Annotated in this window: 14 protein-coding genes; 6 read left to right on the forward strand and 8 right to left on the reverse strand. The window is 64.1% G+C overall.

Annotated features, from left to right (window positions below):
- Nucleotides 1-97: 97 nt before the first annotated feature.
- Complete coding sequence (locus AAFP32_RS02755; RefSeq protein WP_350270548.1) at nucleotides 98-1,048, forward strand: aldo/keto reductase; 951 nt, start codon at nucleotides 98-100, stop codon at nucleotides 1,046-1,048.
- An 81-nt stretch (nucleotides 1,049-1,129) separates the two neighbouring features.
- On the opposite strand, the gene AAFP32_RS02760 is transcribed toward AAFP32_RS02755, so the two are convergent.
- The 4 genes from AAFP32_RS02760 to AAFP32_RS02775 form a co-directional block, all read right to left on the reverse strand.
- Nucleotides 1,130-2,365: a threonine/serine ThrE exporter family protein gene (locus AAFP32_RS02760; RefSeq protein WP_350270549.1), complete on the reverse strand. Its 1,236-nt coding sequence runs from the start codon at nucleotides 2,363-2,365 to the stop codon at nucleotides 1,130-1,132.
- Between the two features lie 128 nt (nucleotides 2,366-2,493).
- Nucleotides 2,494-4,062: a GMC family oxidoreductase gene (locus AAFP32_RS02765; protein ID WP_350270550.1), complete on the reverse strand. Its 1,569-nt coding sequence runs from the start codon at nucleotides 4,060-4,062 to the stop codon at nucleotides 2,494-2,496.
- 96 nt (nucleotides 4,063-4,158) lie between these two features.
- Entirely contained in the window at nucleotides 4,159-5,415 is a 1,257-nt protein-coding gene (locus tag AAFP32_RS02770) for an MFS transporter (RefSeq protein ID WP_350270551.1), read from the reverse strand.
- A gap of 155 nt (nucleotides 5,416-5,570) precedes the next feature.
- Complete coding sequence (locus AAFP32_RS02775; RefSeq protein WP_350270552.1) at nucleotides 5,571-7,517, reverse strand: primary-amine oxidase; 1,947 nt, start codon at nucleotides 7,515-7,517, stop codon at nucleotides 5,571-5,573.
- Between the two features lie 103 nt (nucleotides 7,518-7,620).
- Between AAFP32_RS02775 and AAFP32_RS02780 the strand changes: the two genes are divergently transcribed.
- The 4 genes from AAFP32_RS02780 (at nucleotide 7,621) to AAFP32_RS02795 (ending at nucleotide 12,370) form a co-directional block, all read left to right on the forward strand.
- Nucleotides 7,621-8,265 carry a TetR/AcrR family transcriptional regulator gene (locus AAFP32_RS02780; RefSeq protein WP_350270553.1) on the forward strand — a complete coding sequence of 215 codons (645 nt, stop codon included), beginning with the start codon at nucleotides 7,621-7,623 and terminating at the stop codon, nucleotides 8,263-8,265.
- Nucleotides 8,266-8,334: 69 nt separating this feature from the next.
- The gene (locus tag AAFP32_RS02785; protein WP_350270554.1) at nucleotides 8,335-9,294 is read left to right on the forward strand and encodes a helix-turn-helix domain-containing protein; all 960 of its coding nucleotides are present in this window, start codon (nucleotides 8,335-8,337) and stop codon (nucleotides 9,292-9,294) included.
- Nucleotides 9,295-9,390: 96 nt separating this feature from the next.
- Nucleotides 9,391-10,881, forward strand: a complete 1,491-nt coding sequence (locus AAFP32_RS02790) for an APC family permease (protein ID WP_350270555.1) — start codon at nucleotides 9,391-9,393, stop codon at nucleotides 10,879-10,881.
- Between the two features lie 73 nt (nucleotides 10,882-10,954).
- Nucleotides 10,955-12,370, forward strand: coding sequence for an aldehyde dehydrogenase family protein (locus AAFP32_RS02795; RefSeq protein ID WP_350270556.1), 1,416 nt, complete (start codon nucleotides 10,955-10,957; stop codon nucleotides 12,368-12,370).
- Nucleotides 12,371-12,441: 71 nt separating this feature from the next.
- On the opposite strand, the gene AAFP32_RS02800 is transcribed toward AAFP32_RS02795, so the two are convergent.
- Nucleotides 12,442-13,074 (reverse strand): class I SAM-dependent methyltransferase, encoded by a 633-nt coding sequence (locus AAFP32_RS02800; RefSeq protein WP_350270557.1) that lies wholly within the window; start codon nucleotides 13,072-13,074, stop codon nucleotides 12,442-12,444.
- 37 nt (nucleotides 13,075-13,111) lie between these two features.
- On the reverse strand, nucleotides 13,112-14,017 hold the full coding sequence (locus AAFP32_RS02805; protein WP_350271441.1) for a LysR family transcriptional regulator: 906 nt from the start codon (nucleotides 14,015-14,017) through the stop codon (nucleotides 13,112-13,114).
- Between the two features lie 163 nt (nucleotides 14,018-14,180).
- On the opposite strand from AAFP32_RS02805, the gene AAFP32_RS02810 reads away from it, so the two are divergent.
- Nucleotides 14,181-15,344, forward strand: coding sequence for an acyl-CoA dehydrogenase family protein (locus AAFP32_RS02810; RefSeq protein ID WP_350271442.1), 1,164 nt, complete (start codon nucleotides 14,181-14,183; stop codon nucleotides 15,342-15,344).
- A 23-nt stretch (nucleotides 15,345-15,367) separates the two neighbouring features.
- On the opposite strand, the gene AAFP32_RS02815 is transcribed toward AAFP32_RS02810, so the two are convergent.
- Nucleotides 15,368-16,198, reverse strand: a complete 831-nt coding sequence (locus AAFP32_RS02815) for an amidohydrolase family protein (RefSeq protein WP_350271443.1) — start codon at nucleotides 16,196-16,198, stop codon at nucleotides 15,368-15,370.
- 99 nt (nucleotides 16,199-16,297) lie between these two features.
- Nucleotides 16,298-17,188, reverse strand: coding sequence for an oxidoreductase (locus tag AAFP32_RS02820; RefSeq protein WP_350270558.1), 891 nt, complete (start codon nucleotides 17,186-17,188; stop codon nucleotides 16,298-16,300).
- Nucleotides 17,189-17,222: the final 34 nt, after the last annotated feature.

The following is a 17,222-nucleotide window of genomic DNA, read 5'->3' on the forward strand; positions in this document are numbered from 1 at the left end:
CTGCCGGGCTCGTCGTTGCACCAAGTAGGCGAGCACATGCCAACCACCGCGTGAACCGCCGTCCGAAATTCTCAGGCCGCCCAGACACAGGAGCATCATGACGCAGCAGGTACAGATCCCCGGCACCGACCTGACCATCTTCCCCATCAACCTGGGCACGAACACCTTCGGCTGGACCGCTGACGAAGCCAGATCACATGCCGTTCTCGACGCCTTCGTCGCTGCAGGAGGCAACTTCCTCGACACCGCCGAGTCCTACCCGGCGTGGGTGCCGGGCAACACCGGCCGCGAGTCCGAGACCATCATCGGCACGTGGCTCGCCGCCCGCGACAACCGCGACCAGGTCGTCATCGCCACGAAGGTCGGCGACCATCCCGACCACACGACGCAGGACCCCGAATATATCCGCACCGCCATCGACGCTTCCCTCGAACGTCTCCAGACCGATCACGTCGACCTCTACTACGCCCACCGTGATGATGAGGTGACCCCCATCGCCGAGGTGGCCCGAGTCTTCGATGAGATCGTGAGCGCCGGTAAGGCCCGGTATGTCGCCGTGTCCAACTATTCGAAGGACAGGCTCGCCGAATGGCTGGCCGTGGCCAAGCGGGAGAACCTCGCCAAGCCCGTGGCGATCCAGCCCCAGTACAGTCTCGTCAGCCGCCGCGACTACGAGGTCGAGCTTCAGCCGTTGGCACAGGAGCACCACCTCGGCGTCTTCACCTACTTCAGCCTGGCTGCCGGATTCCTCACCGGCAAATACCGCACCGAGGCCGACCTGGAGGGCGCGAGCCGAGGCGGCATGGTCAAGGGGTACTTCAACGCCGATGGCCTCAAGGTCGTCGATGAGTTGGTCGCGGTCGCAGAAGCCCACGACGCGGCGCCGGCCTCGGTCGCGCTCGCCTGGCTGCTGGCCAAGGGTGTGAGCGCCCCGATCGTCTCTGCGCGCGCGCCGGAACAACTCGATGCCCTCATGGCGGCCCCGGATCTCGAACTCAGTCCCGAGGAAATCGTGCGCCTCGATCAGGCTTCGGCGCCCTTCGCCTGAACAGAAGCTGTCCCGGCCGGTGCCGCCAGACGGTTGTACCGGCCGACCGACGATGATCAGACCCTGCCGACCAGGAGCGTGTCAGGCGACGATCTCGTCCCGCGGTTCGACGGAATGGGCGATCGCGGCACCGATGACCGTGCCGATGGCGATGGAGAAGAACGTCGCGCCCGCGGCGAGCAGACTGCCCGCAACCCCGCTGCCGTCGCCGAACTCGAGCTGCGAGGCGTTGAGCAGGCCGAACGAACCGGGTGCGACAACGAGGAATGCGGGAACGAAGCTGATGCGCCAGATCGGTCCACGCGGCAGGCGGGAGAGGATGACGGCCACGAGTGAGGCGGTCAGCGCCCCGGCGAGACCGCCCACGGCGGCACCGAACTCGGCTCCGACGCCCAGCTGCGCCAGTGCGGCCGCCGCGATTGTGAGAACGATCGGCACTGTGTGTTCGAGTGGGGTGTAGAGGTAGATGATGAGGCCGATGGTGGCGGCGAGGACGCCGAGGGCGGAGAGCTGCCAGGTCGAATCGGCGAGCTGAGAGTTCCGCAGGGCCTGAGCTCCGGTACCGGTGACCGCTGCCGCACCAGCGACTCCCGCAATGAACATCGCCAGCTGCACTGTGGCCGAGACGAGCCGTGAACTGCCAGCCGAGAGTGCTCCGGCTGAGATCTCTGTCAGACCGGTGACTACGGCACTGCCCGGGAGCAGCAGCGCGAGAGTTGCGATGATCGTGCGCAGAGGACTCTCGAGCCAGTCGAGTCGGTAGCCGATGAGCACGATGACGGAGACGATGAATGCCGAACTCACCGGCAGCAGCGGATTGAGATTGGGCCAGCGGCCGTTGAGGGCGAGGATGCCGGCGACGATGAGCGAGCCGAATGCTGCGAAGGCCAAATTGACCAGTCCGGGTTCGAGCAGCAGGCACAGCCCGATGCCGATGGGGACGGCGCCGAGCTGGGAGAGCCAACCGGGCCAGCGCGGCGGTGCAGCGTGGACCTGGGATTCGATCATCCGTGTGGCTGCGTAGACCGTAAGCCTGCGGGCGCGCAGGGCGTCAACGATGTCGAGCAGCTTCGCCGTCTGATCGAATCGCAGGTCAGGGCCGATGCGTTCGAACTTTGTGGAATCTCCGGAACCGGAGGTGAGGAACAGGCCACGGGGAAGAGCAGCGACACGGAGTCTGCTGATGCCCAGGGTGCGTGCGAGACCAGACAGAGCGTCCTCGACGTCGACGGAGGAGATCCCGCTCGCGAGGAGCCCGGCCCCGATGGTGACCAGCAGCTGCTGCGTGGCCACAGGTGAATCGGTGTCCTCGTTCACTCACACACCCTCTCGCTCGCAGGCCGGCCGACAAAATCGAAGACTACCAGCCCTCAACTGCTACCTGACGGCGGCCCAGCAACCTGGCGCCAGGTAGCTGGGCCGCCGTCGGGTAGCAGTTGGGTAGGTCAGGGGGTGGTGATTCCCTCGAGTGGGGAGCCGACGAGGACGGCGGCAGCGCGTTCGGCGATCATAATCGTCGGGGCGTTCGTGTTGCCGGTGGGTATCTGCGGCATGATCGAGGCGTCGGCGATGCGCAGACCTTCCAACCCATGGACCTTGAACGTGGACGGGTCGACGACGGATGTCTCGTCCTGTCCCATCCGGCACGTGCCGACCTGGTGGTGGTAGGTCACGACCGAGCCGCGCACGTAGTCTTCGAGCTCGTCGTCGCTGACCTCGGGACCGGGAAAGATCTCGGTGGGCTGCCAGCGTGACAGGGCCTCGGCGCGTCCGATCTCACGGCACTGCCTGACCGAGGCCACGAGGGCGTCGACATCGGCCTGTTCGGACAGGACGTTCGGGTTGACCAGGCTCGGGTCCTGCGGGTTCGGTCCGCTCAGCGTGACCTCGCCGCGACTGGCCGGTCGGACGAGACCGCCCTGCAGGGTGAAGCCGTTGTCCGGTCCCGACTGCACATTCGGTGCGGAATCCTGGGCATACATCGGTACCGAGAAGAACAGAGGCTGGGTGTCGGGGACCGGAAGGTCCGGGTCGGATTTCGCGAACAGATGCACCTCGGCGGGGGCGACCTCACCCATCGGCACCGGCTGGGATCCGGTGGTGAAGATGACCGGGGAGAGCCAGTGATCCTGCAGGTTCTTGCCTACGCCTGGCAGGTCGTGGACGGGATCGATGTCGACCTCGCACAGTTCGTCGGCGGGGCCGATCCCGCTGCGCATGAGCAGTTCCGGTGAGGCCAGGGCCCCAGATGTGAGGATGACTTCGTGGGCCGACAGTGTCCCCACCCGTCCGCGGAAGTCGACCTCGACACCCGTGACCTGTTTGTCATCGATGAGGAGACGTCGAGCATGCGTCGAGGTCAGGATCGTGAGAATCCCATCGCCGAGGCGGGGCTTGAGGTATGCCCGCCACGTGTTCAGCCGTTTGCCGTCGCGGACGTTGAGTTGGATCCGGGAGATGCCTTCGACGCTGCCGGAGTTATAGTCCGGGTTGTAGGTCAGGCCGGTCTGCTCACCGGCTGTGACCATGTCCTCCTGGATGCGGTTGCGCTCGTAGCCGATGCGCACATCCATGGGGCCGTCGGTGCCGCGGCTGTCCGTGATCTCACCGTCATAGTTCTCGATGGCTTTGAACACGGGCAGAACCTCGTCCCAGGACCAGCCGGGGCAGCCTGATTGAACCCACTGCTCGTAGTCCCAGGCGTCGCCACGGACCCAGATGACGGCGTTGAGGGCATTGGAGCCGCCCAGGACTTTGCCGCGCGGCAGGTGGATCTTACGATTCATCGCGCCCGGCTGCGGGGTCGTGTAATAGTCCCAGTCCTGGGCCGAATGCCACAGCAGACCCAAGGTGTTCAGGTGGTCGATGTTCGGGTTCGTCTCGTCCCCACCGGCCTCGATGAGGCACACTTTCTTGCCTGCGTCGATGAGCCGGCGAGCGATGACGCACCCGGCAGATCCGGCTCCGACGACCATATAGTCGAAGTGTTCGGTGGGAAGTTCGGTGGCATTCATGACGCCAGACTAGTGACTTGCATCATCGTCTGGTGAGGGGGCGGGGTGGGACTCTGCGCGCAGACGCAAGCGAAGTCCTCAGCCGTGCACGCAGGGTCAATTGGGTGCCTGTGGGCATGGGCAGTGCTCCACCCTCTCAACCTGCGACGTCGACGATTTCGACTTCCTGCGGCGAGCCCGTGCGTCGACGAAGCTGAGAACCAGGACCACTAGGCAGAAGCCTGTGATCGTCGCAGCGGCAACTCCCACCGCTGTACCCAGCGTGCTGGCCGTGGCGAGTGCGCCCATGCCGATCGCAGTGGCGGCCTGCAGGATATAGGCGACCAGGTAGAGCAGGGACAGCGTCGAGCCACGGTGGCGCACCGGCGCAGCTTGGTTGATCACACCCAACCCGCCTGTGAACGTGAACGAGTAGGCCACCCCGCCCACGATGCACCAGGCAAGAAAGAGTCCGATCGAGCCGAACGCCGCTGCTGCGGCCATGAGAGCCAGGCTGACGATCGTCAGGAGTGTTCCGACCAGCAGTGAAACGTGCGGTCGGAGACGGGAGAGGAACAGGCCGGTGACACCGATGGTCGCCGAAGAGCATCCCAGCAGCAGTCCTGCCAGTGCTGCGTCGGAGGTGCCGGCGAACTGAACGATCATGTGTGCCCCCAGCGAGAGGAAGATCGCTCCTGCACAGTAGGCCAGTGCCACGGACAGGGTCGCGATCGAGAAGCTCAAGCGCAGTTCGGGAAGAAGCCGCGGAGCTTGAGGTCGCCATCTGTGTGTGTGGGTGGGGCGGTCGTGAGGGGTCAGGGTAAGTGTGATCATGGCGATGACGGTCAGCGCCAGCAGGAGAATGTAGCTCCAGAACAGGGGCATGGGTGCGAAGCGAGCCAACACGCCGCTGAGGACGAGGGCCAGTGTGAGCCCGGCGGCGGTCGACACGGTCGCCAGAGAACTGGCGAGTCTGGAATTGCCCGTCGTGTTGTTTTCGACCAATGACGCCGTCGCGGCGCCCATCGCCAGCCCCGAACCCGCGCCCTGGAGCACGCGGCCCAGAAACAGGAACCCGACGTTCGGGGCGATGGCGAAGACGATGGCAGACGCCGCGATCAGAGCCACGCCCCAGATCATCACGAGACGTCGCCCGAACTGATCGGAGAGATTGCCGAACAGCGGGAGAACGACGATCAGCGCGAGCTGGTAGGACGCGAACACCAGAGTCACGACCGCCGAGCTCAGTTCCCACTTCTGAGCGTAGATCGGGTAGAGAACACTCGGCGCCCCACTTGACCACAGCACAAGCGCCAGCACCGAGGCAGAGGTCCAGAACGCTCCGGTCCTGCCTAATCTGCGCAGCGAGGGCATCAGCGCTTGGAGCCGAGGCGCGAGCACAGAGTTCGTCCGTGCGTCTCGAGGGAAAGGGCCGTCATGCGAGTGCTCCTGATCAGACTGGGCGGTTGCGTTCTGCTACCAGTTGTATCAGTACTTCGGCGAGAGCCTGCCTTCGCTGCCGAGGCGTCTCATTCCTCGCAGCAGTCTCCGTGCCCTCCCGACGCCGGTGCCGGGACATCGAGGACGGGGGAGCGGTCGAAGAATCCTTCCGGCCGCAGCTTGAATCCGACCGTGTCCACAGGCATGATCGGCCAGTCCTCGACCCGCGGGAAGTGCGTGAGGCCGAAGCTGTGCCACAGGACGATGTCCTCACCGTCGATGTTGCGATCGGCGGCAGTCCACGCCGGCAGACCCGCATGCCCGGGGTGCTGGTTCGGGAAATCACCGGTCGGGTAGCGCTCGTCCTGGTGATACTGCGAGACCCACAGCGCCTTCGACGCAAACGCTGCCCGACGGTGGATCGAAGAGTCCTCTGCCGCGAGCAGAGTCGGCAGTCCCGTTGGATGGAGCTTGTATCCGACGGGTTCGCCGAGGCGGTTGAGAGACTCCGGGTTGGACACCACCCAGGTCCTGGCCACCGACTGGTCCGCATCCCGCTGAGCCTGCTGCTCAGTGCCGAGAATGGTGCGCTTTCGGCTGAAGGCGTTGCCGCGCGGGTTGGTCTCCGAGGTCGGCAGGCGCACGACGTCCTCTTCCTCGACGCGGCACTTGCCGCCGTCGAGTGCGAAGTCGAGGCGTGCCCCGAAGAGATGCTGATGGAACGGTGCGCCCAGGCCGGGAGCGATCTGCGAGGCGAAGTCACTCGAGCCGTTCGGCAGCGCCGAGGTGAAGACGACACCGGTCGCCTTCGCCTCGAACTCGATCGTACCGTCGAGGTAGAGGTACCAGTAGAAGCCGTAGTCGTAGTTGCCGACGGTGGTGAAGAAGGAGATCACGAAACGACGATTGCGCCGTGTATAGGCCACATCCGACCACAGATCCGAATGCTTGGCCAGGATCGAGGCGTCCTCTTCATGCATGCAGATGCCGTTCTTGATCTGCCGCGCTTCGCCGAGGTTGTTCGCCACCCACGGCGACAGGTAGGTGATGTCACCGAGGCAGTCACACCCCAGTTCCAGCGAGTTCGCCCATTGCCCGACGAGGTATTCGCCGGTGTCGAAGTAGTTCTGCCAGGACCGCACGGGTGAAGGGTCGCCGTAGGGCACGACCATCTCCGCGATCGCCGCCCGGTCGAGGATCGTGCGGGTGGCCTCGCCCTCGGTGAAGGCGATGTTGTGCAGGATGAGGCCTTCACGCATGTCGAAGCCGACGTCGAGCGACCACTTCTCCCATTCGATGTGATTGCCCTCGGACACGGTGAAGCTCGGACCTTCCGGCTGGGTGATCTCGATCGGCTTCTGCGTGGTGCGCACCGGACCGGTCAGTTGAGGATCGGTGTAGTTGCCGTGCTCAGACGGCACCGGGATGTCTTCGAGGTCGAGGATCTGATCGACGGTTCTGTTCGTGACATCGACATAGGCGACGAGGCCGTCGATCGGGTGGGCCCAGGCGGAATCACTCTCGTGCTGCTGGTGGAAGGCAAGCCCGCGCAGGATGCGCCGCCCCGACTCCTCCTGGTACTCGAAGACACCGGCCGATAGGGGAGCCACCCGAACCTGTTCGACGGGCAGACCGCGACGAGCAAGGCTCTCCTGCCACTTGGGATCGGCAGCCAGAACCTCCTCGACGAGCTCGAACTCCTCTTCCATGACAGGGAACTCACCCTGCGTGGTGGAGTCCACCTCGGCGATGGAATCGAGCCTCGAATGGGTCGCGGAGACGATGATATCGAGGGCTGTGCCAGCGGATTTGTTGAGGACGAAGGCACGGAAACGACGATCCACCTCGACGGCATGCTGGGCCTGGCCACGGACGGGATCGAGCAGGCCGACGTAGGTCATGCGCGCCTCGGCGGGAAAGTGGCCGGCCTCGCGCAACACCGTGGTGACGGTCGCGATCTCTGCCTCGGTGGGCAGTGTGAATGGGGTGGGGGCGCTCGGGGCGGAGGGGTCGGCAGAAGCAGAATGGCAGGACATGTGTGCACCTTTGCAACGTTGTATATGTGTTCTGACTCACGCAATAATCTACACTTGTAGAAATTAAAGTCAAGAGTGGCCGTTGAGGCGAACCGGAGGATGCATGCCCAAGATCGTCGACCACGATCAGCGCCGTCGCGAGCTCGTCGAAGCGACCCTGCGCATCGTTGTCCGCCAGGGGCTGGCCGGGGCGACGATGCGCGATATCGCTGCCGAAGCCGGATACGCCAATGGTGCGATCAAGTCCTACTTCGCCTCAAAATCGGATCTGCTCGCCGCCACATACCTCTTCGTCTACGAGGCTACGAATCGTCGTGTCGAACTCTCCACTGCGCACTTGCGGGGAATTGCGGCATTGCGTGCCTTCGCCCACGAGGTCCTCCCGGTCACCCCCGACCTCCACGATGAGGCCAGGGTGGTCCTGTCCTTCTTCGCTGAGGTGGCGCAGAGTCCCGACCATGCTCGTACCACCCGGGACACCGTGGCCATGTGGCGGAGGTGGATTCTCGACTGGCTTCGCCAGGCCGAAGGCGCTGGAGAATTGGCCGCCGAGGTGGTGCTGGAGCCCGCCGCCGATGTTCTTCTCACGTATCTGCTCGGTGCTCAGACCACCGCGATCATCGGTGGCGAATCGTTCGACTTCGCCGGTTTCCGCGGCCAGCTCGACTATGTGATTGCCCGAATGTCAGTCAATGATGACCATTCGGTCGGTAAATCCGCAAACACCCGTGACTCCCTGACTGGTTGAGGATAGAGTGAGCGCCAAGCGATCGCCGACACAGAGGTCGACGATCGGTTGCTTCTGAGAAGGACGAAGATGTTACTTGAGAGCACAGCCTCAGACTTCGACGGGTGGCAAGCGCTCGTCTCGGACTCATTCGTGCCGCTGGACACCGAACCCCAGCGCCGCGGCGGCTTCCGCGGAGCGATCAGCGCCCGCGACTACGATTCCGTCGTCATGTCCCATATCAGCGCCAACCCTCACGCGGTGCTGCGAACACCGAATCTCATCGCCCGCGACGCGAAGGCCCATGGCTCGGCCCTGAGCCCGAGCAGCTACTACAAGGTCTCGCTCCAGCTCAAAGGGCACGGGTTGCTCATCCAAGACGGTCGAGAAGTGTCACTGGCACCCGGATCTTTGGCGATCTATGACACCTCTCGTCCCTATACCCTGAGCTTCGACTGCGACTTCTCGTCCTACGTCATGATGTTTCCGCAGTCGCGAGTCAATCTGCCCACCGGCACCGTCGGCCAGCTCACTGCCACCTCGATCGGCGCCGAGCATCAGCTCGGAGCCGTGGCCACCCAGATCATCACTCAGGCCGGGGCCATGCTGCCCACACTGAGCCGATCGGTCGGGATCAGGTTGGCGGGCAATGTCGTCGACCTGCTCACCACCGTCATGGCCGATGAGCTCGCGGAGACTGCGGAGCCACCGGGGGAGAGGCAGCACCTCTGGTCGGAGGTGACCCGGTTCATCGATGCCAATCTCGCCGACCCGCAGCTCTCACCCTCGACGATCGCCGCCGCACACTTCGTGTCGGTGCGTGCCCTGCACCAGGTATTCGAAGGCAGCGGTGAAACGGTCTCCGGCGAGATTCGTCGGCGCCGGATCGATCGCTGCCGCCAAGACCTCGCTGATGCCCAGCAGTCTCAGGTGCCGGTCGCCGCGATCGGAGCCCGGTGGGGCCTGAGCGATCCTGCCCACTTCTCCCGACTCTTCCGCAGCGTCGTAGGGTCGCCCCCGGCCGCATTCCGTCGCAGCTCGCTGAGCTGACTGCACCGAAAGTCAAGACTCCTGCCCCCAGAGCCAAGACAGGGCCGCCCCTGACGCGAGAGCCTGACGTTACAGTCAATTCGTTAGGTGGATCACATGGATGTGAAAAGCGCACAACCGCACACTGCGGGAACAACACTGCAAGCAGGCGCGGGCCTGGAATCGCGTCGCATCGGCACCGTCGCCCTTGTCTTCATGATCATTGCCGCCTCGGCGCCCCTGACCGTGGTCGCCGGCGGCGTGCCCAGCAACTTCGCGGTCACCGGGCTGTTGGGAATTCCGCTGTCGTTCGTCGTCCTCGGCATCATCCTCATCCTGTTCGCCATCGGGTATGCGGCGATGAGCCGGCACGTGCACAATGCGGGCGCCTTCTTCGCCTATATCTCCAAAGGGTTGGGAAAGCCAGTGGGCATGGGAGCCGCACTCACGGCCTTGGTCGCCTACAACTCGATGCAGATCGGCATCGCCGGAATGTTCGGCTTCGTCTTCTCCTCCTTCCTCGATTCGCTGTTCGGTCTGCAGCTGAGCTGGTGGATCTGCGCACTCATCGCCTGGGTGATCGTCGGGCTCATGGGGGTGAGCCGGGTTGACTTCTCCGCCAAGGTCCTCGGCGTCATCGTCGGCACAGAGTTCCTCGTCGTCATCGTCTTCGACATCATCGGATTCGCCCACAGCCCCGAAGGCATCACTGCAGACGGGATGCTGCCGGATCAGCTCTTCGCTCCGGGAGTCGGTGCCGCACTGGCCTTTTCGATCGCTGCATTCATGGGCTTCGAATCAGGCGCGATCTACAACGAAGAGGTCAAGGACCCCAAGCGCACGGCTGGTCGAGCAACGATCATTGCGGTGAGCATCATCGCCGTCTTCTACGCGTTCTCCGCCTGGGCCATGACCATGGCAGAGGGAGCTTCGAACGTTGTGGGACGGTCCCAGGAGTTCGGTCCCGACCTGATGTTCGTCTTCCTCGGTGAACATATGCCGGTGTGGTTCGTCGACCTGGCCAACCTGCTCTTCCTCACCTCGCTGATCGCGGCTCTGGTGGCATTCCACAACATCGTGGCCCGCTACTTCTTCGCACTCGGACGTGACCGGGTCCTGCCGACCCTTCTGGCCAGAACCTCACGCCGCACAGGTGCACCCGTCGCTGGTTCCCTGACCCAATCGGGGCTGGGACTCATCGTCATCCTCGTCTTCGCGGCCGTCGGTTCCGGCAGCGACGATCCGCTCTTCCCCGTCGTCACCCTGTTCACCTGGCTGACGAACATGGGGGCATTCGGGCTCGTCCTCCTCATGGGGCTGACTGCGCTCGCCGTGATCGGGTTCCTGCGCTCCCATAAGCACGAATACTCGCTGTGGACCAGGGTGATCGCCCCTGGGCTCTCCGCCATCGGACTGTTTGCGCTCTTTGTCTCCATCGTCATCAACTTCAATGTCCTCATCGGCTTGGAAGGCACCTCGGTGCTCTCCTGGCTGCTGCCTGCCATCGTCCTCGTGCCCGGCATCATCGGCACTGTCTGGGCCTTCGTCCTCCGGTCGAGGCGCCCACAGCTCTATGCCGGCATCGGCACAGGTGGAAGCCTGGGATGAGGCTGCCACTCGAGCACTCCATGAACACCACCCACCTCTCGATCACCCGTTCCACCTCAGATAAAGGAGAATCATGAACACCGACCTCACCACTTTCGCAGGACTGCTGTCGTCCATCGAGGACCCCAACGGCCGCGAACTGCTCGACCCCGCCACCGGCGAGGTCGTCGGTCGTACCCGTGAAGGCAGCGTTGCCGATATCGACACCGCAGTTGCTGCCGCGGGCAAGGTCCAGGCGGACTGGGCCGCACGGACATCGCAGGAGCGCAGCGAACTGCTCAACCAGGCGGCCGATGCCGTCGAGGCCTCAGCCGAGGCGCTGGCCGAACTGCTCTCAAGGGAGCAGGGCAAGCCGCTCAACGGGCCCAATGCCCGCTTCGAGGTCGGCGCCTGTGCCGCGTGGCTGCGGGCCAATGCCGCTTTCGAGCTCGAGCCCGAGGTCCTCGTCGATGACGGAGAGACCCACGCCGAACTCCACTACGGACCCGTCGGCGTCGTCGGTGCTGTGGGGCCTTGGAACTGGCCGATGATGATCTCTGTGTGGCAGTTCGCGCCCTCGCTGAAGATGGGCAACACGGTCGTTCTCAAACCGTCCGAATACACGCCGCTATCTGTGCAGGCACTGGTGGCTGTGGTCAATCAGGTGCTGCCCGCGGACGTCCTGAGCGTGGTCCCCGGCAGCGGCGAGGTCGGTGCGGCTCTGACTTCACATGCGGATGTCGACAAAATCATGTTCACAGGGTCGACCAAAACCGGTCAGGCCATCATGCGTTCGGCCGCGGACACTCTGGCACGGCTGACCTTGGAACTGGGCGGCAATGACGCGGGCATCGTGCTCGAGGATGCCGATCCGGCGGCGATCGCCGGTGACCTGTTCTGGGGTGCGTTCATCAACACCGGTCAGACCTGTGCGGCGATGAAGCGCCTCTACGTGCCTGAGTCGCTGTATGACCAGGTCTGCGAGGCTCTCGTCGGGGTGGCTTCCCAGTCGCCGATGGGCGTGGGGCTGGAAGAGGAGAACGTGCTGGGTCCCCTGCAGAACAAGCAGCAGTATGACATCGTCGCCAAACTCGTCCAGGCGGCCAAAGACGGGGGAGCCCGTGTGCTCATGGGCGGCGATCCTGTGGCTGACCAGCCCGGCTACTTCTACCCGACGACGCTGGTTGCCGACATCGACAACGACAACCTGCTGGTCGCCGAGGAGCAGTTCGGTCCGGTGCTGCCGATCATCAAATACACGGATCTGGAACAGGCCATCGGCTGGGCCAATGAGCTCGAAGTCGGGCTCGGGTCCTCTGTCTGGGGCAGCGACCTCGAGGAGTGCAAGAAGGTCGCGGCCCGCCTGGAGGCGGGTTCGACGTGGATCAACAAACACGGTGCCGTGGATCCGCGCATTCCGTTCGGCGGGGTGAAGAAGTCCGGGTTCGGACTCGAGTTCGGCCTCGAAGGCCTCAAGCACGTCAGCGTTCCGCATGTGATCAGCTGGTGATAACGGCTCCCCTCACCTGAACCTCCCCGACCCGAGGGCCGCATTCACAACCTCGGTGCCGTCGGGGAGGATCAGTGGCCGAGGATGAAGATCCCATCAGGCCCGTCGGCAGGTGGCCGCGAACCAGAGTGTGAATAGACGCTGACGGACCACAGGCACTCACTGCGGAATTGTCCCAGATGCCAGTCGGCGTATCGGTGCTTCAAATGAAGTCCGGTCACCGACGCGCATGCGTCTTGGTCCGCGGGGCCTCCTCGAGCATGAGTGCTTGTTCCGATGATGAGATAGCCCCCTGGCGCCAGAAGGTCCTTCGCCCGGTTGAAGGTCTCCGCCAGCTCGTCCGCTGTGAGGAATGCCGGGACGTTTCCGGACATGAGAATGACGTCGTATTTCGCCGGAAGACCTTCTGCTGACAATGCCTGTGCAGAGGCATCTGTTGCGCGCATCGAGCGGAACCACGTCGAATCGAAGAGGTCGTGGGCAACATGGAGCACCTCAGGCGTGGGGTCAATGCCGAATGCCTGATGGTTTCGGGAGCGAAGCCCGTTGACGGCGTTTCCGATGCCGCACCCGATGTCGAGAATGTGCGAGGATCTGGCGGCGATCATATCAACGAAGCGAACATCGACTTCCATATCGGTGTCCGTGGATGCATACGCGTGCATCTTCGCTGCGTAATTCCGATAGTCCCGAGAAGCCGTCATGTCCTCAGTCTTTCACGAGGCACGCGGCGCCGGCACGTCACTCCGCTTCCGGCGGCACCGCCTCGGGCAGGATCTCCTGCACGATCTCGACGACTCGGGTCAGGGCCTTCGAGGGATTGTTGCGGCGCCAGCCGAGTGCCAGGGTGAACGCGTCTCCACCCTCGGCGAGCCGAACATAGGTGACTCCGTCGATGCGGATATGGTTCGAGGACTCGACGACGATCGAGATCCCGACCTGAGCGCCGACGAGTGCGAGCAGACTGTACGGGTCCGGTGCCTCCTGCGCGATGCGCGGGAGGAAGCCGGCCTGGTCGGCCAGCCGCATCATCGCCTCGCGCACCTGCGAACCATGTGAGGGCGCATAGGTGATGAACGGCTGCTCTTCCAGGTCCGCCATGGACACAGAGTCCCGACCGGCGAGTTCGTGGCGGGTGGGAACCGCGACCATGACCCTCTCCTGCCGGATGACGTGGACGGCGATGCCTGCCGACGCTGGGGGTGAGATAACAGCCAGATCTGCGACCCCGTCGCGCAGCGCGAGAGCGGCTTCTCCGCAGTACATCTGAGGATGCAGCTCAAGTTCGATTCCCGGTTGTCTCTCGGCCACTTCTCGTGCGAGCAGTGACAGGATCGAATAGCCGCTCGTGCCGCCGAAGCCGATGCGCACTCGCCCAACAATTCCTTCCTGCGCCGAACGGGCGATTCGACGGGCTCCCTCGACCTGATCTCGGATCGCGTGAGCCGGTTCGAGCAGGGCTTCGCCCGAGGGGGTGAGCCTGACTCGCCGGGTGGTCCGCTCGAATAGGGGCGCATCAAGCTCAGCCTCGAGTGAGCGGATCATCTGGCTGAGGGCCGGCTGGGCGATGTGGAGCTTCTCAGCAGCACGCCCGAAGTGGAGCTCTTGTGCCACGGCGATGAAGGCTGAGAAATGGCGCAGATCCATCTCGATCACTTTCCACTGATAATAAAAACGCATCAATATGTTCGATATTATCTCTTGGACTCTGGGTAATCCAGATGGCAGTGTTGGAATCGCGGCAGCCACGGACGACATCCGCAGCGCCCGATCACCTCTGACCCGACAACCGCTGGAGCATGACATGACCATGACGAATCCCTCCGACCTCCTCAACCTCGATGGCCTCTTCAGCGAAACCGAGATCGAACTCCGCGACAAGGTCCGTGCTTTCGTCGACGCACGGATCCGCCCGAACATCGCCGATTGGTACGAGGGTGCGGTATTTCCGGTCGAGATCGTGCGCGAGATGGGCGACCTCGGTCTGCTGGGCATGCACCTGCATGGCTACGGATGCCCCGGCCGATCCGCTGTCGAATACGGCATCGCCGCGCTCGAACTCGAAGCTGGTGACTCCGGACTGCGCACCTTCGTCTCGGTCCAGGGATCGCTGGCGATGTCCGCGATCCACAAGTTCGGATCCGAGGACCAGAAGAACCGGTACCTGCCGGGAATGGCCAAGGGCGAGATCATCGGCTGCTTCGGCCTGACCGAACCGACCGCCGGATCCGACCCTGCGTCCATGGCCACGACTGCCACGCGCGGCGACGACGGCAGCTGGAGGCTCAACGGCGCCAAGCGCTGGATCGGGCTGGCCTCGATCGCTGACGTCGCCGTCATCTGGGCTGCGACCGACGACGGAATCCGCGGCTTCCTCGTCCCCACCGACACCGCCGGTTTCACCGCCACCCCGATTGAGCAGAAGCTGTCGATGCGCGCCTCGATCCAGTGCGACATCACCCTCGACGAGGTTGTCCTCCCGGCCGAGGCCGTCCTGCCTGAAGTCAAAGGGCTGAAAGGCCCGTTCTCCTGCCTCAACGAGGCCCGCTACGGAATCATGTGGGGAGCGATGGGCGCGGCCCGCGACTCCTACGAAGTGGCGCTGAAATATTCGCAGGAGCGCCTCCAGTTCGACAAGCCGCTGGCCGGTTATCAGATCTCGCAGGAGAAGCTCGTCAACATGGTCCTCGAAATCCAGAAGGGGATTCTCGTGGCTGTGCAGACAGGGCGTCTCAAAGATGCGGGGAATCTCGACCCAGTTCAGATCTCGGTGGGCAAACTCAACAACTGCCGCGAGGCCATCGCGATCTGCCGCGAGGCGCGCACGATGCTCGGCGGCAACGGGATCACCCTTGACTACTCACCGCTGCGGCATGCGAACAATCTCGAATCCGTGCGCACCTACGAGGGCACCGACGAGGTTCACACCCTGATTCTGGGCCGTCACATCACGGGTGAGCAGGCGTTTAGGTAAGAGCTGTATTGGAACTGCCACACCTAGGACCGGTGTAGCGAGACTCCCGCCACCCACACCTCGGCGGGGGAGGACGTGGCCGAACGGATCGCCTCGGTGCTCGTCATCCCGGCGGTGATGAGGTAGTCGAGTTCGTCATGCAGTGAGGGTCCATGGTGGACCGGGGCGAACGGGGTTTCGTTCGCGTCGGTGCCGGCGATGATCGTGATCCCCGCATCGAGCATGGCGCGAACATTGTCGAGCGCGACCGCAAAGGCGGCATCAGCATGATCGCCGAGGCGGGCGTCGGCCATCGCCCGCATCATCACGAGCGTGGGGGAGACAGCAGTGCCCTGGTCCCGCATCCGCTCGAGGGTGCCAGGTTCCAGCTCTCGGTCGAGCGGGGCATGGGTGAGGACATCGACGCCGGCGTCGAGACCGCGGTCGAAGGCCGCGGCGGTGACGACGTGAGCGACACTCAGCAGACCGCGCGCATGTGCCCCCTCGACCAGCGCGGTCAGCGTCTCGATGCTCAGTGCCGGGACCTCGGTGGCAGCGGGATCTTCGATGATGATCTTGATGAGGTCGGCTTCGTTGTCGACTCGCCAGTCGAGGAATCTGTCGGCATCGGCCGGACCCGTGACCGCGGACTCGGCGGGGAATCCCATCATCTCGATCTGGGTGCTGCCCGGCGCCGAGGCGGCTGAGCCGGCACTGAGGATCGCAGGCAATTCGGCGTCGGAGCGCAACCCGTCGACAAGCGAATCCGGGTGAGTTCCGAGGTCGACGAGAGTCGTCAGTCCCGCATGGACGGCACCGATCAGCCTCTCACGAGCGCCGAGGTGGACATGGGTGTCGATGAGGCCCGGGGCCAGGAATCGGGCGCGGCAGAACCGTCACGCTCAGCATCGACGAGTCGGACATTGCGCAGCGTTGTCATGCCGTCACTGTACTGGCAGTCACTGTGCGGGTTCTCATGGTGCCGACAGTGGGAACACCACCTCAGTCAGCTCTTCGGACACGGTCCACAGACGACGAGCCACCTCGGCGTTCTTGGCTCCTGGCGCTCGCGAGGCGAATCCCGGTGCTCCGCGGACCTCGAACAGAGATTTCGGTCCCACGAAACTGTCGCCCGGGATGTCGGCGACTGCGGCGCAGAGTGTCGGGCGCGCGCCTTCCTGCTCGTTCTGACCGATCAGTCCGATGCAGGTCCGACTGACGGCTGCGCGCAGCCGATTGCCGTCACCGGCCTTGAACAGGTTCGTCGTCGCCAGCCCCGGATGCGCCGCGGTCGCAATGACCGTCGATGACTTCTCCGAGAGCCGACGTTGGAGCTCCGAGGTGAAGAGCAGATTGGCGAGTTTGGACTGACCGTAGGCGGCCATCGGCTTGTAGGGTCTGCGCGTCCAATCGAGATCCTCGAATTCGATGTATCCCGACTTGTGGGCCAGGGAAGAGAGGGTGACGACGCGGTCGCGGATCTGCGGAAGCAGCAGATTGGTGAGCGCGAAATGGCCGAGGTGGTTCGTCCCGAACTGGGACTCGAATCCGTCGATGGTGTGGGACAGGGGTGGGACCATGATGCCCGCATTGTTGATGAGGATGTCGATCGGGCCCGTGAAGCCGGCGGCGAAGGACCGGACCGAGTCGAGGTCAGCAAGGTCGAGCAGGCGGACGTCGGTGCTGCCCGGCATGGTCGCTGCTGCCGCTTCGCCCTTGTCGAGGTTGCGCACGGCCAGGACGACGTGAGCGCCCCCGCCCGCCAGCACCCGAGCGGCAACTCGGCCGATTCCGCTGTTCGCCCCGGTGATGATGACCGTGCGACCGGTCATCGAGGGGAGGCTGTACTCGATTGCTGATGTCATAGGCGCCATCGTAGACCCCCCAGAAAATGTTAGG

The sequence above is a fragment of the Brevibacterium sp. CBA3109 genome (assembly GCF_040256645.1).
Lineage (GTDB): Bacteria > Actinomycetota > Actinomycetes > Actinomycetales > Brevibacteriaceae > Brevibacterium > Brevibacterium koreense.